The following is a 22,101-nucleotide window of genomic DNA, read 5'->3' on the forward strand; positions in this document are numbered from 1 at the left end:
TGGATGGTTTAGCAAAGCACATCTTCTTCCTGTTCGACGATGTCCATCTCAAGATTATTTAGGCCATTGTCTTCCAATACGGCAGCCTTATTGCCGTATTCTTTAATAATATGGATCTCACCCCATGAGCAAAGGGAGTCCAATATCGATTTTAAGCTCCATCCGTATTCACTGAGCTCATATTCAACCCGCGGCGGGACCTCATTGTAGCTTATTCGATTCACGATGCCATCTTGCTCCAGCTCTCTCAGCTGCTGCGTTAACATCTTTTGTGTAATGGAGGGCATAATACGTTTGAGATCACTCGTTCTTTTTTTGCCATGCGTTAAATGACAAAGGATTACGCATTTCCATTTCCCTCCAATAACCTCGAGGGTCGCTTCCACTGAAATATTGTATTTTTTCTTAATCATAGATATATCCTCCCCAACCGAGCTATCGCCTACTGTTCATGCATTTATTACTTTTTAGTACCTATAGCACTTCAAAGTACGTACTGTTCATTACTGCCTAAACCCATCATAATAGCACTTACCGGCCGGCAATACCATACAAAAGGGGTTATACAAATGGCATTAGATAAAAAAAGAAGTACCCTGGCGCTTCTAGCGTTAGCCATAAGCGCCTTTGCGATTGGGACAACAGAGTTCATCAGTGTAGGGCTGCTCCCGCTTATATCTGAAGACTTGAATATATCGGTTACAACATCGGCACTAACCGTTACGTTGTATGCTCTTGGGGTTACTTTTGGAGCTCCAATATTAACATCTTTAACATCTACGATTCCGAGAAAAACATTATTGTTTTGGATCATGATTGTTTTTATTGCTGGGAACAGCCTTGCGGCATCGGCAAGCGGCGTTGGTATTTTACTTACCGCACGCGTCATCTCGGCACTGGCTCATGGCGTATTTATGTCAATTGGCGCTACCATTGCAGCCGATCTCGTTCCCGAGAACCGCAGAGCTAGCGCGATCGCAATTATGTTCTCAGGACTCACTGTAGCAACCGTTACAGGCGTACCGTTAGGTACTTGGATTGGACAGCATATGGGCTGGCGTGCTGCTTTTGTTGGCATAGTTCTTATTGGCGTTATCGCTTTTATTGCCAATATGGTGTTGATTCCTTCCGATTTGCGCAAAGGAACTCGAACACCGCTGCGCGAGCAGATAAAGCTGGTTACGAATGGACGATTGCTGCTTGCATTCGCGATTACTGCTATTGGGTACGGGGGTACGTTTGTTGTCTTTACTTATTTATCCCCGTTGCTTCACGATATAACCGGATTTAAGGAAAGTACGGTAGCGGCCATTCTTTTGGTATACGGCATCGCCATCGCCATCGGCAATGTCATTGGAGGGAAAGCTGCCAATAAGAAGCCGATTACCGCCTTGTTTTACATGTTTATTTTGCAGGCTGTCATACTCTTTGTTCTTACCTTCACCGCACCGTTTAAAGTGGTTGGCTTAATTACGATTATCTTGATGGGACTGTTTGCATTCATGAACGTACCCGGCTTGCAAGTGCATGTCGTGATGCTCGCTGAACGTTATGCGCCGAAGGCGGTAGATGTCGCTTCGGCTGTCAATATCGCTGCGTTTAACGCAGGTATCGCCATTGGCGCCTATTTGGGCGGTGTCATTACGGACTCGATGGGACTTATTCATACGGCATGGGTTGGCGGATTGATGGTTCTCGGCGCTGTTATTTTAACCGGCTGGGCAAGAGCTTTAGAAAAAAAAGATGAAACAAAACACAGGAGGGCTTCACTGTGATCGCAAAGAATTTACAGGATACAACTACACTTCACAACGGTGTTCAAATGCCTTGGTTTGGTCTTGGCGTCTTTAAAGTTGAGGATGGCGCGGAGCTGGTTGAGTCCGTCAAAGCAGCGATTAAAAATGGTTACCGTAGTATTGATACTGCAGCTATTTATGGCAATGAAACAGGTGTCGGACAAGGCATTCGTGAAGCTATGGCTGAGTATAACGTGACTAGAGAAGAGCTTTTTGTCACATCAAAGGTTTGGAATGCTGATCTCGGATATGAATCTACGCTGGCGGCTTACGAAACTACACTAAATAAACTGGGTTTAGACTATCTTGACCTGTACCTGATTCATTGGCCTGTAGAAGGCAAATTCCAAGAGGCGTGGAGAGCTTTGGAGACCCTTTACAAGGATGGCCGAGTCAAAGCCATTGGCGTAAGCAACTTCCAGATTCATCATTTGGAGACGTTAATGAAAGATGCTGCCGTTAAACCGATGATCAATCAAGTGGAGCTCCATCCGCAGCTAACGCAGAAAGAGTTAATCGACTATTGCAAGCAACAAGACATTCAAATCGAAGCATGGTCTCCGCTTATGCAAGGTCAGCTGTTAGATCATCCCGTTCTTAAGGAGATTGCTGAAAAGCATAACAAATCCATTGCTCAAGTCATTCTGCGCTGGGATTTACAGCATGGCATTGTAACGATTCCGAAGTCAACGAAAGAGCATCGCATCATCGAAAATAGTAATGTATTTGATTTTGAACTATCTGAGAGTGAGCTGTCCCGAATAGACGCTCTGAACCAAAATCTTCGGGTGGGTCCAGATCCCGACAACTTTGATTTTTAATATCATAGCGGAACAATAATAGGGCTGTCCCAAACGCAGATACATCTACGTTTGGGACAGCCCTTATTTAATCGTGCCTTATTGCAGGATAATGATGAATGATATCGAAATGAATGTACGTAAACCATTGCGTAAACCATTGTCTACATATTTTTGGCGAAAATCATTCGAATAAGATTCAAGTGGAGGGTACTATGGCGAACTTAAACTTTCGAGAAGATGGCACATTCAAAATTGTTCAATTTACCGATCTGCACTGGCAAAACGGGCAGCAGGAGGATTTACAAACCTATTCTCTAATGAAGAACGTCCTGCAAGAAGAATCACCGGATTTGGTGATCTTTACCGGTGACGTTATTTATAGTGAGCATTGTACTGATAGACAAGAGTCCTTTAAAAATGCTGTCAAAGCAGCGGAAGAATTTAATATCCCATGGGCAGCTGTATTTGGCAATCATGATACCGAGGTTGGCACCACCAGAGAAGAGCTTATTCGCTTGCAGCAGGAAAGACCGCTCAGCTTAACCGAAATGGGCCCTAGCCTAGGGGATCGTGCGGGAAATTATGTGCTGGAAATTCATTCTAAAAATAATAGCAGCCCCGCTGCCGCATTATATTTACTGGATTCAGGCGAGTATGCCGATCAGCCCGTTGGCGGCTATGCCTGGGTAACTCATAGCCAGATTGGCTGGTATAAGGAGCAATCCGCTCGTTTGACGAAACAAAACAATGATGTGCCACTGCCCTCGCTTGCTTTTTTCCATATCCCTGTGCCCGAATATAACGAGGTATGGAACGAGCATACCTGCTATGGGCAGAAGCATGAAGGCGTAGCGAGTCCAAAAATCAATTCCGGACTTTTCACAGCATTTCTTGAAATGAAAGATGTCCGCGGTACGTTCGTTGGGCATGATCATATCAATGATTACTGGGGTGAGCTTCACGGCATCCGTCTATGTTATGGAAGAGCTACGGGCTATAACACCTATGGAAAAGACGGTTTTCCACGTGGTGCAAGGATCATACAATTGACCGAAGGGAAAGCTGACTTCCAAACATGGCTGAGACTAGATGATGGATCTGTTGTCGTCAATCAGCCTGAACATCTTCCTGAGAAAGGTTAATGGCAACCATTAGGACGATATTAATACGAACCGCCAATGTGTAAACATAACTGATGTAATAATACTGGAATCTCAACGACGTAGATAGTTTTTATATAAAGTGACACTGTATATGTTAATAGAGCATCCCTGTTGTCGATGGGGGTGCTTCAGATTTTTGCCGATTTAGTTCGCTTTTAACTCTGCGTTAATTCTCATGGCTTCCTCGTAATTTTTAGCAGGTGCCGATATTCTTAGGTCCTTACCTATCAATTGGTTATCATTCATTTTTTCATTCACATCTATGTTCAGTTGGGCAAAATTATCCGATATCATTAGATAACCTAAAGGCTTGTGAACAGGTGTTCCATTTTCATTCTGATGATAAAATAATAAATCTTGATAAAAATCTATATCCCGCAATTGATAATTTTTTGTTTAATCATATTTATTAATAATGAATTGTCCATGAAAGGATGGATCACGGAACAAGGGTTTATATATAGTTCCCTTAACTTTGATTGTTGTTACTTCTCCACTTTCAGGTTTGCCTACGCGATATTCCAATGCTGGATACTCAAGATCAATCTTTTTTGGGAAATTATATATGAACAGGAATACAGAAACGGCTACAAGTGATAATGCTGTACACAAAATAATTACTTTTAACCTTCCTTTTGGTGGTTCCATAATACCTCTTCCCGCTTTATGAGTCATGAATTTGAATATCCTTCTCTTACCAATTATTTATTCGATCATTTATATTTATCTATTAGTTACACTGGAAATTTGTTACTTGTGTTCTTTCCATTGGCATTCAGTAAATTTCATTTCTGTGAAAACGGCATTAAATGAAGAGTCTTCTGGACTGCAAGCATAAATACCAATCTGAATATTGTCTGCTCCTTCAAAAAGGTGTGCAATACGCATTTGCTTATAGTGAATGCCATCATAAGAATTTTCAATACAATAATCGCTTTTACGTCGGCTCAGTCTGTAATACATAAATTTCTTTGTTGCAGAAATATCCGTAGTTGCCCAATCAGAATATCCTAAGTTCGTTACAACACTTCCTAATCTCTGGTATTCTTCATTTTCATATTCAATAGAAGCCTTTATCCAGTTATCACTATTTTGATAGATAATTACACCGCACTGGTCGAAGCGTTGTTTACTGTCAAATTCCGTTTTTACTATAAACGAAAAGTATTTCTCATTGGTTTTCATTAACAAAGCAGGAGCATTATTGTTTTGAAAGCCATAATAGGTTCTTTGCCAAAAATCTGTTCCAGCTTCTGTTTTAATCACAATTTCTCCATCTGTAATCGTATATTCTTCAGGCTCATGTACCCAGAATAAGTGATCTCTTTGGAATGTTACATCCATTTTGATTCCTCCATAAATCGAAATTTAACAAACATATTTTTCTTATTCGACGCTGTATTCACAATTTAGATAATACTTCGCCAATATTGCTCCACTCATATATAAGAAGATTCAATTCATTGCCGGAAATTGTTATCTTATCCGATTTAAATAAATGAGCACCGTAATATTCGTAGAAATAACGGGTTTTATTATCTTCTAATACTTCAACAAAAACTCTATTGTAGCCGAGTTCTTCAAATTGAAGAAAAAGTTGTTTGAAAAGTTGCTTCCCCACACCTTTTCCTTGATATTCTTCAAGCAAATATATAGATTTTAAATCACCAGAATTATCGATATTATTACTTTCTCTTTTCCCGCAATCTGCAAATCCTACGACTTCTCCCTCATTATTTACTGCGACAAATGTATAATTCTCCTTATCAGAGATATTTCGATTCCACAAGTTCTTTCGTTGGTCATAAGAAAGGTTCTTTAAAAACTCATCTGAAACAATGTTTTTATACGTAGACTTCCAACTATCAACATGAACCTTGGCAATACCCTCTGCATCCTCTAAACAAGCTTTTCTTATGTACATTGAATCTCCCCCTCCTACGGAAAGTAAAGCTCAGTGTATATATTCCATCTCAATACTAATTCCCCTCCCTCAATTTAAACTGACCTGCCCGCTAGATTAATAAAATGGTATTGGCGGAGGCGAAACGTGGCTATGCAAAAAATATTTGTCGCAACGTGACGCCTTTTACCAATTGCTCAAGAAGGAATAACCCTCAGACGCTTCGAACTCAACCACACGCCTCCTGCTAAGACAGAGATTAAATAGGCTATGCCACAAGTTAAGAACAAAGGCTTCAAGTCATTCTCAACATAAAGTAAGGAGCCGATCATCGGGCCAATTGCCATGCCTATATATCGGATCAAGTTATACACACCGATGGCAGTGGCGCGTTCCTCTGGAAACTGTTCCGCCAAAATAGTAGTTGGCATGGACACAGTCAGCCCCATCGTGAGGCCGAACAAGCAAACATCCACGATCAAAATCGGTAACGAGAGATTGGCGGTTAAAGCAAAAAGAACGACTGTAATCGATTGTAAAAGGAATGCATACATTAATGCTCGTCCACTTCCCATTCGGTTACGCATCCAACTGCCGACTCTAATACTCAGAATCGTACAGGCGGACATAATAAGCAGTACAATCCCAACCATCCCCGTAGACATGTTATACGACGTACTTAGGATTTGAGGCAAGAACACAAGATATACTAAGTAAACTACACATTGTACAAATCCATATAACAAAACAACCGCACCGAGATAGTTTTTAAAAATTACAATAAACGAGCTAAGGCTGAACCTTGTCGCGGATACATTCTGTGGCTTTGTCTCGGGCAAGAGCTTCATATTGGCGAGCAGAAGCAGCAGGATTAGGATTGACAAAAAGAAAAACACGCCTTGATATCCGAGTTTTTCCCCGATGAGTCCTCCGAGAAGAGGTCCGATAGCTGGAGCAAGCAAAAGCATAAGTTGGTAAGTAGCCATTCCCTTTGCCAATTCTTTTCCACGGAACAGGTCACCGATTACTGCTGCTCCTACAACGGGAACCGCTGCGGAGCCTATGCCCTGAAAGACGCGGAAAACCAGAAATGATTCAATGGAATAGGAAAATGCACAGCCTAAAGATGCCACAAAATATACGGCGAGTGCAGGCAGCAGCACTTTTCTCCTTCCTTTTGTATCTGCTAGTGGTCCGAATACGATCTGCATGACAGCTAAAGCAATCAAAAATAAAGAAATCGTCAAGCTCATTAAATAACTTGTTGTTTGCAGATCGTTCTGCATGTCGGCAAGTAAAGGCGTATATAAGTTTTGCCCCAGCGATCCTGCAAAGGCACTAAATCCGATGAGATATAATATAATGCGCAGATTCATGAGTATTTTCTCCTTTTCATTCTGACTGACTAATAGTCGGTTAATGTTACCCAGCCAATTTTATTGACTTTTAGTCAGTTTGTCAATAGAGTAAATACATGAGGAGGATGAACAACTTGTCGAGAGTTAATAAAAAACCAGAAATTAGGCGCGCCGAAATAATAGAAGCCTCATTAGAGTTATTCAGAGAAAATGGCTACAATCAAACTGCTGTGGACGATATAGTCAATAAACTGGGCATTGCTAAGGGTACATTTTATTATCACTTCAAAACCAAATATGATATTATGATCGCCATTGTAGAACGTTTGGCTGAAGAAAAAGTTAATATGGTCAAAGTTCTAGCGGAAACCGAAGGAATGACTGTAGAAGCAAAGATGTATACCATCTTGTGGGAACAACCATACGAGGATGAGAGCAAAATTATTGAATTTCTGCATCATGAACATAATGCATCGATTCACCAGAAGGTTCTCGTACAAGCTGTACAAGACAGTGCCCCTTACGTGACACAAATTCTGAATCAAGGAATGGCGGAAGGAATCTTTCAAATTCAAGACCCACAGGAAACTGCCGAATTCATACTAGTTGGCATCAACTTTATGTTTGATCCCGGAATTTTCTTATGGTCCGAAGATATAGTAGAACGTAAGAAGCTGGCATTCACACGAATAATCGAGCGTATGCTAGGAGATTCCTTTACCTTTTCCAACCTTTCAAAAACCTCACTAAAACAAAAATAGCGTCAAAAGCGCAGCCAAGACGCAATTGACGCTATTTTCTCTTGAACCAACTTTTAATGAGTAAAAAGGTTGCCGTGCATGCTGCTGTTCCAGCCATTGCAGCACCTTCGTTAATCAAAGACGGATTTCTCATGATTAGCTTAGTATCTAAAATGGACTGATGCGACTTCGAGGTTGTATTCCCTGCAGACCTCAAACTCGATTGTTAGTTCAACGAGGCTGCCGTTACATACCGGCAGCCTCGCCATAGTGATTGTTAAGTTGTTGTTACCCGTTTTTCTCCCAAAGCTCGATCAATCGACCTTCTGGATCTTCAATCCAAATAAATTTCCCAAATTCACTAACCTCTAAGTTCTTTGCAAGAGGTACATTCAAATGTTCAAGATGCTTAATAGTCTCGTCTACATTATGTACTTGGAAATTTAACATCACTTGTTGTTCTGTTGGAAAATAGCTGTCATTCTCGCTAAAAAAAGAAAAGATAGTCTCATTTCCGGATTCGGGTTTTATCATCGTCCCATTCCAATTCCCTATTTCAAGCTTCAACACTTCACTGTACCATTTTGTTATCATTTCAAGATTTTTGGTTCTCCAAAATATTCCACCAAAACCTTTTATCATTGTATCCAACTCCTGTCTGTCATTAGATTTTTAGCTATCCGATTACATTAGATATTCGAGATTTAAATTTAAGCTCCTTTTCAATTTCCCTGCCCGCGCACAATTTCTCCACAAACTACTACATTATATTTTTCCACTTTTGTGCTATACTAGCTTGTCAGCATTTTAGCAACAAATATTGTTAAATTATCTACTTACTCACGAGGTGCATAAATGTCTCAACCGCCAGCTAAGAAGGCGCTTTTGACTGAGCTTGAGAGCCTACGCGCATTTGGCATACTTGCTGTCATTATGATTCACGCGACATCCTCTTCAGTAGTCAATTCCGATCCTAACTCCACACTGTTTTTGATTCTTGTCCTGTTTAATACGTTATCCAAATTCGCCGTACCTCTCTTCATTCTGATCAGCGGCATATCTCTTTTCTACAATTACAATGATAAACCATTAAACAAACAAACAGCTACGATGTTCTACAAGAAACGCATCACTAAAATTATGCTGCCGTTTCTCCTATTTTCGTTTATGTATTATGCCACTATCATCTATTTCAGATACGGATTTATTAATTTCGAGCAGTTTATCTCTTATTTTCAAACTTGGGATTTTCTCGTTAAATTGCTGATTGGAAAAACCTATGCTCATTTGTATTTTATCTTTATTATTATCCAGTGTTATTTGCTCTTCCCTGTACTTTGGTATGTGATGAGAAAATGGCCGCGTCTCATCAATTGGCTGATCACAGGCGGACTTCTCATTCAGTGGGTTTATATGCTTAACGCCAAGGAAATGGGAATCAAATACGTCACCAGCGGTTTTTTCGCATACAGCTTGTACTTTTGTATCGGGGCTTATATAGGAATCAACTATACGATATTTCATGCCTTCTGGGAGCGCAAACGCAGCAGCATTGCTTTACGCAGCACATTAATTCTAGTAGCAGCCATTTCCGGCATGCTCAACGTGATCTACTTCTTGCGTGAGGCGCAGGGAAAACTACTATTTAACGATAGCTTTTTGGTGCAAATTAAAAATGAAATTTATATTACATCGGCTTGTTTGCTGCTTATTCATCTTGCCCTTCGGATTAAGGCATCCCGTTTGGAATATTTGAAATCGGTACTTATTCATCTCAGCCATGCGTCATTTGGCATGTACTTGCTGCATCCGATGTTCCTCAGATATTACCGTATGATGGATGTGAATGGGAGTCCGCTCGTTTACGGAGCCTGGATTGCAGGAGGCTTCTTCCTGGCTTTAGTTGGCTCATGGATCATCGTTGCTTGGGCCGGCAAAGTGAAAGGACATTGGGTTTTATTCGGACCTATCCCCAAACAGAAATCACTCGGACAGTAGCCAAAAGGCTGAATATAAAACATTTATGTGACGCCCCTCTGCTGAAACAAGGCAAAAGGGGCGTTTTCAATAATTTCCCCCTATGCGAGCCAGATCTTTTCCGTTAAACTAGAAATTCTGGTATCGGCAGAATCAACTATACTATTGCAGGTTTACCCCTGAAAACTATTGGAGGTTTCTTTTCTAACATGCATAATGAACATCATTCCAATGTCAAAATTGTAACAGCCGACCCAAGCGCCATCGGCTTATTTGGGCTGGCTATCGTTACGCTCGTAGCTTCCTCACAGAAGCTCGGCTTAACTGACGGTCTGAGCCTCGTTATTCCATGGGCGATTTTTCTAGGCGCCTTTGCTCAGCTCTTTGCTTCTATTCAAGATGCAAAACATAACAATACATTTGGTATGACCGCCTTTGGCGCTTATGCTTTCTTCTGGATGGCGATGGCTGGCAGTTGGCTGATCAAGCTTGGTGTGTTCGGTGCTGAGCTGGCTGCAATCGCAGATGGCAAGCAGCTTGGTTTTGCTTTTGTCGGTTATCTCATATTCTCGCTGCTGATGACTATCGGAGCAGCGGAGACAAATAAAGTATTATTCTTCATCTTCGTTCTAATAGATTTGCTTTTCCTTGGACTAAGCTTTGATGCATTCGGAGTAGCACCTGACGTGTTCCACGCATTAGCTGCCTATGCTGAGATGGGGATTGCTCTCCTATCGCTATATGCTGCAGGCGCAGCTGTACTGAATACGCATTTTGGACGTGTGTTTCTGCCAATCGGTCGGCCTTTTGGCATCTTCAAGCCTCGTTCATAATTGGAATCTCATCATTATAAAATGTTAAAGCCAGCCGCTCTTCGTGCCGATCCGCGATAGAGCGGCTTTTTCTATGAAAATCAAAAAAGAGATAGAGTGCTTAACAATCGCACTCTACCTCTTTTTATTCACCGTAAGCTTTATAGCAATTTCACAGCTACCGACGCAGCCGTGCTTTCCTTATTCCTTATTGAATCTTCATAGGTTCTTTTAAAATATTCCACATACAAAACATCGAGCAAGTAAAGCTGTGAAATCTTCGCAGATAATGAGCCGCCCTGCAAAGGTCCTTCATTCGCTCCGCACAGCAGCGTCAGATCAGAGTAAGAGGTCAGCGGCGACTTAACGAACCTCGTAATTGAAATGACGGTAGCACCGCTTTCTTTCGCCCTTTTCGCTACTTCAATCGTATCCTTTGTAGAACCGGAATAAGAAATAACGACAGCGACATCCCGTTTCGTCATTAAAGCCGCTGACATCATCTGCAGATGCGAATCGATGCTGCATTCCGTTTTGTTTGTGATACGCATAAATTTGATTTTCGCTTCCATTGCCGTCATCAAGGAGGAGCCTACGCCAAAAAATATGACCCGTTCCGCTTGGAGCAAATGCTCAATCGCCTGATCCATTTTTTCGTTATCGATTAAGTTATAGGTCTCGTTCAATGCACTTATGTTGGATGACAGCACCTTAGAGGACACTTGATCCATCGTATCATTCATCAGAACCTTGTCCGTGAGCTGCGGTATTTCGTTCTCAGCGGTGATRCTGTGTGCAAGGGCGATTTTAAAATCCTGATACCCTTTATAGCTTAACGACCTGCAAAACCGGAATACGCTGGACTCGCCCACTCCACAGTGATCTGCAAGATCGGTAATCGACATGTAGACGACACCTTCCGAGTTTTCCAGAATGAAGTCTGCTACTTTCCTTTCGGTATTCGTCAGGTTGTTGTATTTCGAATGAATCGTTGTAAAAATATTGATAGTGCGCAACCGATCACCTCCCTAAATCCTGTCTATTCAGCGTAGAAATAATGATGCCGCACCTAATAAGCCAGCTTTATTTCCAAGAGAAGCCTTTACGATGTTCACACCCGCAAAGCTCTCCATAATTAAGGCTTTGGTTTGTTTCTCAACCATTCGAACAAGCTCATCCTGCTCCATCACTCCGCCTCCTACAATAATAGCAGGTGGATTGAAAATATGAATGAGTGAAGCCAAACCCGCGGAAACTTCGGTCGTCCATGCATGCAATATTTGTTGTAATGGTTCGTTTCCTACCTGTATTTTATCAAAAAAACCTTTTCCGTCTACAATTTCAGGATCAGCTTCTTGGGCCATTCGAATTAAGGCTGTTGTTGAGGCATAGGTTTCATAAAATGATTTGCGCGTGCCGCCATTCGTTTGCGACAATGGACGGGTAAACATATGACCGAATTCAGCAGCTGAGCCGCTCGCACCACGATAGATCTGACGATTCATGACGATGGCTCCGCCAATCCCCGTCCCAAACGTTAAGCATAAAAAATCAGTAAACGACTTTGCCGCTCCAAAATACGCCTCGCCTAAAGCAGCTGCATTCACATCATTTTCAACCTTCACTGGCTTATGGAACCGATTCTCTACGATCTCTCTGACCTTCATGCCTGTATAGCTTGGGATATTCTCATTGGCATACAAGATGCAGCCCTCATCTGCGTTCACTTGTCCGGCCGTACTAATAGCGACAGCATCAAAATGCTGGTACGACTCCATTTGGAAAAGCAGTTTTTCCATGAGATGCTTGCCGCCCATATGAGCTTCAGTTGCATACTCCTTGAACTGAGTGATACGGCCTCGTTCATCGCAAATGCCTATCTTCGTATGGGTACCGCCAATATCTGCCGCTAAAATGTTCATTCCCATGGGCTATTCAACAGCCTTTACGAATTTTTTGGTTATTTCCATCGGTCTTGTAATGGAAGAGCCCACTACAGCCGAATAAATCCCTTGGTCAAATAATCGTTTTAGTTCCTCAGGTGTTGAGATGCCGCCCTCCGCAATAATCGGAACAGATATCGTATTCACGAGCTTCTCTATCAACTGAAAATCCGGCAAAACATTATCTTTTGTTGCTTCCGTATAGCCGCTAAGAGTCGTCCCAATAATGTCAAACCCTAGCGCTGCAGCCTCGATAGCTTCAGCATAGGTCGAGCAATCCGCCATAAAGAGCTGATCTTTATACTTATCTCGTAGTAAAGGAAATAATTCCGATATCGTTGATCCGTCCGGCCTCACACGATTTGTTGCATCCATTGCGATGATGTCCACGCCTTCTCGGCAAAGTTCATCCACTTCATTCATCGTAGGGGTGATGAATACGGAAGAGCCCTCATAATCCTTTTTTATAATACCGATGATCGGTAGATCTACCTGCTGCTTAATTTCCCTAATATCCTCTACGCTGTTGGCACGAATCCCTGAAGCTCCGCCTAAAAAAGCTGCATATGCCATTCTCCCCATAATAAATGGACTATGCAGCGGCTCATCCGGCAAGGCTTGGCAGGAAACGACCAACTTTCTTCTTATCCTATCAAGTACATTTCTATTTGTATTCATTGGACTCCACTCCGCTGCTGTTTTATTTACTCCTTGACTGCTGCTGCCATCTAGGCAAAATCAACATATCATAATACCCTCATTTTGTAAATTAATTTCACCATTATTCAGTTTATGAAAATTATTTTCTCCTAAACATCAATAAAAAGACCCGAAAAGCTCTAAAGAGCCAATCGGGCCTCATCTATACTTGAATTAAAAACAAATACTAAATCTTCTTAACAAATTCCGACTTCAATTTCATAGCGCCAAAGCTATCGATTTTGCAATCAATATCATGATCGCCTTCAATTAAGCGGATGTTTTTTACTTTTGTGCCTATTTTGATAACGAGCGAGCTGCCTTTAACTTTAAGGTCTTTAATGACCGTTACAGAATCGCCATCATTCAGCACATTTCCATTCGCATCTTTAATTATTCTTTTATCTTCATCGTTATCGGATTCTGTTAGTAAGCTCCACTCATGGCTGCATTCTGGACAGATTAGCAGACTGCCATCCTCATACGTGTATTCAGAATTACATTCCGGGCAATTTGGCAAACTAGACATAAGTTCATGTCCCCCATTCCTTATTATACATTCAAGTTCTCCTTGAAGTTGCCTTACAAGTATAGGGGATATTGTCCAATCAATCCACTACCTAAAGCGATTGTTGAATATCTTTTACGTTTGCTTTTTAAATAAAAGCTCCAGCTTCGCAAGGGAAGCTGGAGCCTTTTATGAAGCATTATTCTTTAATAAACTCCTTCGTACTGCGAACCGTATCAATCGGACGGACTAATTTCTCGATTTCTTCACGCTTAGGCTCTAGGAAAGGAGGCAGCGATAATTTTTCACCAAGCGTTTCATAAGGCTCATCACCCATAAACCCTGGACCATCCGTAGCAAATTCGAATAAAATTTGCGGAGCCACTCTAGCGTACAACGATTCGAAAAAGTGACGGTTTACATAGCCCGATGACGGCAATCTGAAGCTCTCTAGGCGCTCAATCCATTCATTTAATACGCCGCGGTCTTCAACACGGAATGCCACGTGGTGAACGGTGCCGAAGCCTTGATGCGCTTGTGGAAGCACAGCATTGTATTCTACGATAACTTGAGCTCCGTTTCCGCCTTCACCAACCTCAAATAGATGGAATGAACCGTCTTGGTCAATTTCTTTGAACAACAGCACTTTCTCCAGCATCGTTTTGAAGTTCTCGAAATTAGAAATGCGAATGAAGATTGGCCCTAGACCCGTAATCGCGTGCTCTAACGGGATTGGTCCTTTTTCCCAAGGCACCCCTGAAGCTACCCCTTTATTGTTTTCATCCGAAATCAATTGATAGTGTTGATCATCAAAGTCAACAAACGAAAGTGACTTCTTGCCAAACATCTCTTGAATACCGGTATGCGTGACATCTAGACGATTGAAACGCTCTACCCAGTATTGCAAAGCTGCATCATTCGGAATTCGGAATGAAGTTTTTGAAATTTCATTCGTTCCATGCACGCCCTTCGGAATATGTGGAAAATCGAAAAATGTCATATCAGTGCCTGCATTGCCTTTATCATCTGCAAAAAACAAATGATACGTTTGGATATCGTCTTGGTTCACCGTTTTTTTCACTAATCGCATACCTAACATATTTGTAAAAAAGTCATAGTTGCGCTCTGCACTGCTTGTAATTGCCGTAACGTGATGGATACCTTTTAATTGATTCATTATATATTCCTCCATTCAATTTTAGCTTTCCCGTGGTTCATGAATACAAATCATCTTCTAAAAACAATCTTTAATTTAATTATCTTTAATTTAAGATAAATATATCAGGTTTACTTTCCGATGTCAACAAGCCGGCATCGCACCCTAAACAAAAAAACAATAAGCCTCGTCCGAATGACTGCGCTCATTGCTTTGTGTTTGTCGATCTATTTATTTAAAGAACACTTTTTCTACATTGTATTTCGCTCTGAATTTGTTTATAAGGTATGTTTCGTAAATCTCGCGATCAACCGAATCCTCATTAACATAAACCTCAATTTTAGTAACCTCATTACGATGGTTTTTCATGACGGATACGGAATCCTCAAAATGTTTTTTGATACGGGGTCTTAGCTTCCGTGCCTTGCCGACAAACAGCAGCTCGTCCTTATCGTTGTAAAACATAAAGAAACCGCCATGCTCCCTTGTAATCAGGTGAAAATCAGTAAAGCCATAAATATTGCTCAGCTGTGGATTAACCTGCTTGGTTATGGTTACGTCCGGCGCCGGAATCGTTATGTTGATCATAATGGTTCACTTCCTTCTTAGCGTATAGGTCTATATACTATCATAAAACGACAAATGAAAACCATTGGCAATGCAAATTAGGGGCGAATGAGCCGGTATATTGGGCTGCATTGCGTTTACAGGATCATTTCCTCCATAATGGTGGTAATTAGTGAACTCAACAATATGAATCATAATGCCCCGATGATAGCGAATGACAAGGGCAACAGAGGAGATTGAATCCAATATGGTGAAACAGCCCTTAATACTTATCGTCGAGGATGAGCCTCGAATGAGGGAGCTTGTTGCAGATTATTTGGAAGAAGAGGGCTACCACATCACACAAGCAGCAAATGGCTATGAAGCGTTGGAGCATGCTCGCCTTACGCCGCCTGATCTCGTTGTGCTTGATATTATGATGCCCGGTATAGATGGTTTTGAAGTATGCAAGCAGCTTCGCAGTCACTCCCAGACTATTATTGTCATGCTAACAGCTAGGTCGGAGGAAGAAGATAAGTTATATGGCTACGAATTGGGTGCAGACGATTATGTAACTAAACCATTTAGCCCGAAAGTGTTGACCGCGAAAATTAAAGCCTTATTAAGCCGGTGGCATGTTCATGATGGGGCCGCAGAGCTGAAGAAGCATCATGATTTGGAAATTAATGAGCAAGCCCATGATGTTTATCTTTACGGTGAGCTTCTCGAATTGTCGCCAAAAGAATACGAACTGCTGCTGTTCTTCTACCAGCATCCAAATATCGTATTAACAAGAGATACTCTTCTTGATCGCTTATGGGGAATCGATTATTTCGGCGATGCCCGTACAGTCGATACGCAAATTAAACGTCTACGCAAAAAACTAGGAGACCAGGCTGGTTACATCCAAACCGTGCGCAACAACGGTTATAAATTTCAAATGAAAACATGAGGTACGTATGAAGAGAGAGCGATTGGATTTCAAAATATTTTGGGTGACCTTGGTCGCTTTGATGTTTTTTATCATTCTTTGGATGGTGCTTCAGACTAAGTTTTTCGGAACGTTTTACATCGAGCAGAAGTCGAATGAGCTATCTCAGCAGATGGAAAGCATCTATCATAAGTATGCATCCGGTATTTACGATCTAAACGTCAAGCCCGAAGAGGTCATCAGCTTTGAACAACGCTTTTACGGCGTAACAGCCGTGCTGTACAAGCAAGGAAATAAAATCGACGTGTATGCTGGGGGCTACAAAGCCATTCCTGCTATACCTGTAACGCCTTCCATCATCCTTAATCATGATTATGATATATCGATTCAACTCGATCCCGAGCCATACGTTCAGCCTCCGCTGGATGATAAGAACATTAAAATTCAACCCCTCGTACCTGCAACTTATGTTAATCCCTACAGTAATCGGCTGTCGGACGCCATGAGCATTTGGCTGCAAAACAACGACCGATTCAGCACATTATCCAAAACAGGACATGTGAGCGTGACGAAAATATCATCCTTTAATGCTGATAATGAAAACATGCTACTTGCCGCAGTGAAGCTGCCGAACACAGTAAACCATAGGGATGGAGATGCGTATTTAATTGCACTGGCAACACTCCAGCCTGTCGGCGATGCTGTGCAAGTGATGAGCCGATTTTATATGTATTTTTACGCGCTTGCTGCCATCCCTATTTTACTTTTTGCTTATTTCCTTTCACGCACCATTACATTGCCGCTGATGCAGCTGAACAAAGTAGCGAAGCGTTTGGCCAAGCTCGATTTCACAGCATTCGTACGTATGAATCGGAAGGATGAAATCGGCCAGCTCGCGGGAACGATGAATAGCCTTGCACGTAATCTGCAGCAAACGATGGCTGAATTACAGGAAGCGAACTTGAAATTGCTTGATGATATCGAGAAAGAAAAGCAGCTAGAACGAATGCGCAGGCAATTCGTAGCAAGTGTATCACATGAATTAAAAACACCGGTCAGTCTAATCCAAGGTTATGCAGAAGCGCTCCAAGACAATGTAGCAAACGGGCTGAAACGCGATAAATATACGGCCGTGATTATCGAGGAATCGGAGCGGATGGCCCGTCTTGTCGCCGATTTGCTGGATCTCTCCCAACTAGAGAGCGGCCGGTTTGCACTACATTGGTCAAGTGTCCCGCTTTATGAAACCGTCCAATCGGTACTAACGAAAATGGCTCCACTCTTGTATGAGAAATCCATCCGTCCCCAGCTGATTGGGCTAGATGCCGAAGAACTATGGGTGCGATCAGATCGGCAGCGGCTGGAGCAAGTGCTGATCAACCTGCTTGGCAACGCTATACGTCATACCCCCGTTCAAGGACGTCTTGAAATACGTATAAAGACCGAACAGTCATCCTCCGTACGGGTAGAGCTTAAAAATGAGGGCGTGCTTATTCCCGAAGAGGATCTGCCTTATATTTGGGACACTTTCTATAGAGCTGACCAATCAGGCAGTCGTGAGCTTGGAGGAACAGGCATCGGCTTGTCCATCGTAAAAGCGATTTTACAACGACATGAAAGGGAGTACGGCGTGTTTAATGAAGCGGATGGTGTAACGTTTTATTTGACCCTTCCTCTTCTGGATCATAATTAACTAAGGTCAATTAGCTGAAAATAAAAAAAACAGTCTATCCCCCTATCATTCGGGGTATAGACTATTTTCGTTTGCAATAATTTTAACATCACTAAGTATTACTTCGTAATCCTTTATTTCCGAAGAGCATCCGCCGGCTCAGCAGCAATTAGCTTCCGACTAACAATCGTACTCATTAAAAGAATAATGATAAATGTTGAAATGACGGTAATCACCATTTGCAGGGCTTGAATGATCATTCCGCCCCCTAGCAAAAGGCTGTATATATAACTGATGACGAAGAACATTCCGATACTGAGAATCGTTGATGTACTAGCTAAAAGGATGTTTTCAGCAGCTAATATCCCCCTGATCCATCCCTTGTTGTAGCCGAGAGCTGCTAAAATTCCGATCTCACGGTATCTAGCGTTTGTTTGTTTAGCAAGCAGTACAATGCTAATAAAAAGTGCGATGGATAAAATAAGAATGGACACAGCAAGAAAAAGCTTCTTTACGCTGCTAAAGGTTTTCTCCAGAGCAGCGACTTGCTCCACAGCCGTTTTGGTCGTTATATTTTGTTTTTCCAAATCATCTGTTACCGGCACAATATCCGAAAAGCTTGTCACATCATAAGAAACTGAGAATGGCTTCTCCCCTCTCTCAAGCTCATAAAGTGATTGCTCCACATCGGAGCTGATGAAAAAATCATCATAACCTGCGTTATAGATACCGCTGATTGTGAGAGGGAAACTGTGTCCGTCATATTTCAACGTTATTTTTTGGCCAATGAGCTCACGAATATTATCGGTAAGCTTTCTCCCTACACTTGGCGTAATTGAAATCTCGTTCTCCCCATATCTCGGCATGATGCCATATGACATATTTTCAGTGGCTCTTGGCATAGGTATTTTCTCTTTAAAGCCAACGCTCCCTGCACTTAGGGTAAGTGCTACGTCCTTGAGTACGTATTGATAATAGATATTTTCAATTCTATGATCCTGGCTTAATAGTTTGAATGGATCTTGTTTCTCATTTAACGCAATATATCCGTTATTGAACGCGGTGTTTTTGTCTTTGAAATCAGTAATAGACTGACTCATGATGTTGCTGGATGAGAGTGAAACAACAAACAGCGCAATTCCTATTGCAATAACCAAGCTAACTGCCATATAACGAAATAGTCGCACTCTAAAATTTTTAACAGCACACTTCCAAATGGAAACCTGGGCACGGTTACTCGTATGCTTTGCTTTGATTCGCTTTTGGACTATCGTTTGTTCTGCTGATATTGCTTGAGATGAAACAACCTGTATCTTCCCATTTTGGATAGACAAAACTTCATCAGCCCACGAACATATCTTTTTATCATGGGTAATGACAACGACCAGCCGATCCCTTGCCACTTCCTTCAAAATATCCATGATTTGATTAGCTAACTCACGATCAAGCGCTCCAGTAGGCTCATCTGCGAATAATATTTGCGGATCATTCACAAGTGCTCTCGCAATCGCAACGCGTTGCTTCTGCCCGCCTGATAGATTTTCCACTTTTTCTTCTGCCTTCGCTTCCAAGCCTAATTCTTTGATTAATGCAAATACCTTATCACGGTTTTCTTGCTCTGATTTCCCATTCAACTCAGCTGCGAGTAAAATATTTTCCATAACAGTATAGCCGCTTATTAAATTGTAACTTTGAAAAATAAACCCGATATGGTTTTGTCGGAATTGGCAAAGCTCTACTGGTGTCATTTCTGTAATTTTCTCATCGCATACCGTAATGTTTCCTTTGTAATTCATATCGAACCCTGCGAGCAGGTTCAATAATGTACTTTTCCCACTGCCTGATGCGCCAAGAATACAGGTAATCCCTCTATTCCGAAACGTATATCCTATACGGTTTAAAATAGTTTGGTCACCATATTTTTTTGTTACCTCTTCTAAAATAATCATGCTCTGTCACCTGACTTCAACGATTTAAATGTATTGACAGTCCCAATCACCATCGTTGTTATCAAGCCGCAAAACAAAGCAATGAGGATAATCAGGCCCGCCTCTATAGCATATGATTTGGCTTCCAAAACACCCGGCGAGCCAGTAATTGAATTCATAGCCATGTTGATGAGTGGAGAGGCCAATACAAATAATACAAATGCCGCTAAGCTAACAAACATGTATTCCACGAACGTCATTTTTGTTAGATCGCTATTCCTATAGCCGTTTATTTTGAAAATCGCATATTCTCTTTTACGCATAGCTGCTGTCATAAACGAAATGGCAAGCGAAACGATTAAAGACAGAATGCTAATGACAATGACAGCTGAGCCTGACTGCTCTTTCGCCTGAGCATTTAATCGAACCATATCTTCGACCAGTTCAAATCTGCCATTCGGCACAATTCCCATCGCCAGCAGCTCGTCTTTCAATGAAATCATGTCCTCGGCGCTATTTGCTCTCATCGAGAAATTAGACGTTTTGGATTTCATGTTCGCCTGTTCGCGCAGTTCAATAACCGATGATTTACTGAAAAAGAATGAGTCGTTTACTGGATACTCCTTAATCTCACCGTTAAACTCTACCACAGCTGTGGTATCCGCTACACCAACAATTTTGACAGTCGTACCAACTGGCTTTTCAACTGGCTCACCGGAATCCCAATTAAAAAGCGTCCCACGGAGGTCAATCGTTTTGCCGATGAGATCATTATTGGAAACGCCTAAAACATCTGCCAAGCTGTTTGAGACAACCACTTCATTATGATCACCCGTAGGCATTTTACCAGATATTAGCTTTTTGAATACAGGGACATTGTTTGAGCCCTCAATCTTGTGCTCCTTGCCATCTAAGACTACCGTAATATTATTCACTGCCTGGGCAAATACCACGTGCTTCACACGTTCATCATTTAAGTATTTTTCATAAAGGCCTGCAATGTCCTGATCCACATCGACATTTGGCTTTTGCTCTTGATCAGATTCGCTTGAACTGCCTGCGCTTATAAATTTAGATGCAATCTCAATATCAAAAAGGCCCTCGCCAATCGCAGCGTACAATTCATCAAAGCTGTTTTTACTCGTGTTTTGTATACGGCCTGTTGTATTCATTAATAGAAAGCTTGTCGATACCAATATGGCAATCACCAACACCGCGTATCTGCTTATTTTACTCTTTATATTGGTCATTGAGATTGACATGGTCCGCTTCACAGATAATGCGGGTTTTGCTGTCATCGGAGATGGTTTTGGCTTAGCTTGTTCGACTTTGGTTTCCGACACGAGCTCACCTTTATCAAACTCAAAAACACTGCTGTTATCGTCAAGCATCGAGCTATCATGCGTGACGATAATGACTGTACGCGTTTTGGCGATTTGCTTCAATATATTAATAATTACACTGGCTGCTTTCGAGTCAAGCGCGGCTGTGGGCTCATCAGCAATAAGGACCTCAGGATTTTTCATAAGCTCTCTTGCTATAGCCACCCGCTGCTTTTGACCGCCAGATAGATTTCTGACCTTCTGCTTTGCGAGTTCATTAATTTTAAGCTGCTTCATGAGCTGAGTTATTCGTTCACCTGAAATGGTATCGTTTAAATATAGAGGCATTTTTATGTTATCCAATACCGATAAATCGTCGATCAAGTTAAACTCCTGCCATACGATCCCGATTTTTTTATTGTGATACTCACTCTTATCCTTTTGGCTGAGCGTTTTTAGATTTTGCTTTTTGTAATAAGCCTCACCTTTAAAATCCTGATCCAAGCCTGCTAATATTTTGAGGAGGGTTGTTTTCCCGCTTCCTGATGCACCTACGATAAAGTTAAGCCCACCCTTGATTTCAAGAGATATATTTTTAAGTGCATATTCCTGGCCGAATAATCTGGATACATTATGAATTTCATACATGTTTATTTCTCCTATCTTTCCTTTATTATTGATGGCAGTTTCTATACTATAAGGGGTCAATGTGTCATTCAGGTGGCGGTGCGGCAATAAATTGGACGAGATATGCAGCCCAATACAAATTTTGTTTGATGCATAGAAACAATAAAAAGAGCGTCAGCAAATAATCTATGTTTCACCATAGGTTACTTGCTGACGC

22 protein-coding genes are annotated in these 22,101 nt (G+C 41.7%); 8 read left to right on the forward strand and 14 right to left on the reverse strand.

Translation table 11 applies throughout. The features are described 5' to 3' along the window. Window positions 1-8: 8 nt before the first annotated feature. Complete coding sequence (locus AC1DM9_RS16345; RefSeq protein WP_339205642.1) at window positions 9-413, reverse strand: winged helix-turn-helix transcriptional regulator; 405 nt, start codon at window positions 411-413, stop codon at window positions 9-11. Between the two features lie 156 nt (window positions 414-569). Here AC1DM9_RS16345 and AC1DM9_RS16350 point away from each other — a divergent pair, with 156 nt between their 5' ends. The 3 genes from AC1DM9_RS16350 to AC1DM9_RS16360 all read left to right on the forward strand — a co-directional run bounded on the left by AC1DM9_RS16350 (window position 570) and on the right by AC1DM9_RS16360 (window position 3,741). Next, the gene (locus AC1DM9_RS16350) at window positions 570-1,775 is read left to right on the forward strand and encodes an MFS transporter (RefSeq protein WP_477550507.1); all 1,206 of its coding nucleotides are present in this window, start codon (window positions 570-572) and stop codon (window positions 1,773-1,775) included. Window positions 1,776-1,822: 47 nt separating this feature from the next. Beyond that, entirely contained in the window at window positions 1,823-2,617 is a 795-nt protein-coding gene (locus AC1DM9_RS16355; protein WP_477550583.1) for an aldo/keto reductase, read from the forward strand. Between the two features lie 194 nt (window positions 2,618-2,811). Beyond that, window positions 2,812-3,741: a metallophosphoesterase family protein gene (locus AC1DM9_RS16360; RefSeq protein WP_477581059.1), complete on the forward strand. Its 930-nt coding sequence runs from the start codon at window positions 2,812-2,814 to the stop codon at window positions 3,739-3,741. A gap of 417 nt (window positions 3,742-4,158) precedes the next feature. Here AC1DM9_RS16360 and AC1DM9_RS16365 read toward each other — a convergent pair whose 3' ends face one another. The 4 genes from AC1DM9_RS16365 to AC1DM9_RS16380 all read right to left on the reverse strand — a co-directional run bounded on the left by AC1DM9_RS16365 (window position 4,159) and on the right by AC1DM9_RS16380 (window position 7,041). Further along, complete coding sequence (locus AC1DM9_RS16365; protein WP_477509542.1) at window positions 4,159-4,437, reverse strand: hypothetical protein; 279 nt, start codon at window positions 4,435-4,437, stop codon at window positions 4,159-4,161. A gap of 75 nt (window positions 4,438-4,512) precedes the next feature. Then, on the reverse strand, window positions 4,513-5,106 hold the full coding sequence (locus tag AC1DM9_RS16370) for a DUF1349 domain-containing protein (RefSeq protein WP_477509543.1): 594 nt from the start codon (window positions 5,104-5,106) through the stop codon (window positions 4,513-4,515). Window positions 5,107-5,164: 58 nt separating this feature from the next. Next, window positions 5,165-5,686 carry a GNAT family N-acetyltransferase gene (locus AC1DM9_RS16375; RefSeq protein ID WP_339205651.1) on the reverse strand — a complete coding sequence of 174 codons (522 nt, stop codon included), beginning with the start codon at window positions 5,684-5,686 and terminating at the stop codon, window positions 5,165-5,167. A 176-nt stretch (window positions 5,687-5,862) separates the two neighbouring features. After that, on the reverse strand, window positions 5,863-7,041 hold the full coding sequence (locus tag AC1DM9_RS16380; protein WP_477581062.1) for an MFS transporter: 1,179 nt from the start codon (window positions 7,039-7,041) through the stop codon (window positions 5,863-5,865). A gap of 116 nt (window positions 7,042-7,157) precedes the next feature. On the opposite strand from AC1DM9_RS16380, the gene AC1DM9_RS16385 reads away from it, so the two are divergent. After that, window positions 7,158-7,784 carry a TetR/AcrR family transcriptional regulator gene (locus AC1DM9_RS16385; protein WP_430056478.1) on the forward strand — a complete coding sequence of 209 codons (627 nt, stop codon included), beginning with the start codon at window positions 7,158-7,160 and terminating at the stop codon, window positions 7,782-7,784. 267 nt (window positions 7,785-8,051) lie between these two features. Here AC1DM9_RS16385 and AC1DM9_RS16390 read toward each other — a convergent pair whose 3' ends face one another. Beyond that, entirely contained in the window at window positions 8,052-8,405 is a 354-nt protein-coding gene (locus AC1DM9_RS16390; RefSeq protein ID WP_477581065.1) for a VOC family protein, read from the reverse strand. A 213-nt stretch (window positions 8,406-8,618) separates the two neighbouring features. Here AC1DM9_RS16390 and AC1DM9_RS16395 point away from each other — a divergent pair, with 213 nt between their 5' ends. Together AC1DM9_RS16395 and AC1DM9_RS16400 are read left to right on the forward strand one after the other, a co-directional pair. Then, window positions 8,619-9,761, forward strand: coding sequence for an acyltransferase (locus AC1DM9_RS16395; protein WP_477581067.1), 1,143 nt, complete (start codon window positions 8,619-8,621; stop codon window positions 9,759-9,761). A gap of 188 nt (window positions 9,762-9,949) precedes the next feature. Then, window positions 9,950-10,573: an acetate uptake transporter gene (locus AC1DM9_RS16400; RefSeq protein WP_339205658.1), complete on the forward strand. Its 624-nt coding sequence runs from the start codon at window positions 9,950-9,952 to the stop codon at window positions 10,571-10,573. A 140-nt stretch (window positions 10,574-10,713) separates the two neighbouring features. Here AC1DM9_RS16400 and AC1DM9_RS16405 read toward each other — a convergent pair whose 3' ends face one another. From AC1DM9_RS16405 to AC1DM9_RS16430, 6 genes are all read right to left on the reverse strand, one after another. Further along, window positions 10,714-11,568 carry a MurR/RpiR family transcriptional regulator gene (locus AC1DM9_RS16405; RefSeq protein WP_076266465.1) on the reverse strand — a complete coding sequence of 285 codons (855 nt, stop codon included), beginning with the start codon at window positions 11,566-11,568 and terminating at the stop codon, window positions 10,714-10,716. Window positions 11,569-11,595: 27 nt separating this feature from the next. Then, the gene (locus AC1DM9_RS16410; protein ID WP_477581069.1) at window positions 11,596-12,474 is read right to left on the reverse strand and encodes an ROK family protein; all 879 of its coding nucleotides are present in this window, start codon (window positions 12,472-12,474) and stop codon (window positions 11,596-11,598) included. A gap of 9 nt (window positions 12,475-12,483) precedes the next feature. After that, window positions 12,484-13,173, reverse strand: coding sequence for an N-acetylmannosamine-6-phosphate 2-epimerase (locus AC1DM9_RS16415; protein ID WP_477581071.1), 690 nt, complete (start codon window positions 13,171-13,173; stop codon window positions 12,484-12,486). 208 nt (window positions 13,174-13,381) lie between these two features. Beyond that, window positions 13,382-13,723 (reverse strand): zinc ribbon domain-containing protein YjdM, encoded by a 342-nt coding sequence (locus AC1DM9_RS16420; protein ID WP_477581073.1) that lies wholly within the window; start codon window positions 13,721-13,723, stop codon window positions 13,382-13,384. Between the two features lie 178 nt (window positions 13,724-13,901). Next, window positions 13,902-14,879, reverse strand: a complete 978-nt coding sequence (locus AC1DM9_RS16425) for a ring-cleaving dioxygenase (RefSeq protein WP_477581075.1) — start codon at window positions 14,877-14,879, stop codon at window positions 13,902-13,904. Window positions 14,880-15,089: 210 nt separating this feature from the next. Further along, window positions 15,090-15,446: a nucleotide excision repair endonuclease gene (locus AC1DM9_RS16430; protein ID WP_076266468.1), complete on the reverse strand. Its 357-nt coding sequence runs from the start codon at window positions 15,444-15,446 to the stop codon at window positions 15,090-15,092. Between the two features lie 226 nt (window positions 15,447-15,672). On the opposite strand from AC1DM9_RS16430, the gene AC1DM9_RS16435 reads away from it, so the two are divergent. Next, complete coding sequence (locus AC1DM9_RS16435; RefSeq protein WP_477581236.1) at window positions 15,673-16,356, forward strand: response regulator transcription factor; 684 nt, start codon at window positions 15,673-15,675, stop codon at window positions 16,354-16,356. Between the two features lie 7 nt (window positions 16,357-16,363). Continuing rightward, on the forward strand, window positions 16,364-18,028 hold the full coding sequence (locus AC1DM9_RS16440; RefSeq protein ID WP_477581077.1) for a sensor histidine kinase: 1,665 nt from the start codon (window positions 16,364-16,366) through the stop codon (window positions 18,026-18,028). A 113-nt stretch (window positions 18,029-18,141) separates the two neighbouring features. On the opposite strand, the gene AC1DM9_RS16445 is transcribed toward AC1DM9_RS16440, so the two are convergent. Both AC1DM9_RS16445 and AC1DM9_RS16450 read right to left on the reverse strand, forming a co-directional pair. Next, window positions 18,142-19,956, reverse strand: a complete 1,815-nt coding sequence (locus AC1DM9_RS16445) for an ABC transporter ATP-binding protein/permease (protein WP_477581079.1) — start codon at window positions 19,954-19,956, stop codon at window positions 18,142-18,144. Then, window positions 19,953-21,905 (reverse strand): ABC transporter ATP-binding protein/permease, encoded by a 1,953-nt coding sequence (locus tag AC1DM9_RS16450; protein WP_477581081.1) that lies wholly within the window; start codon window positions 21,903-21,905, stop codon window positions 19,953-19,955. The genes AC1DM9_RS16445 and AC1DM9_RS16450 overlap by 4 nt, the downstream gene beginning before the upstream one ends. Window positions 21,906-22,101 lie beyond the last annotated feature (196 nt).

This window comes from Paenibacillus sp. 01T431, from assembly GCF_056398625.1.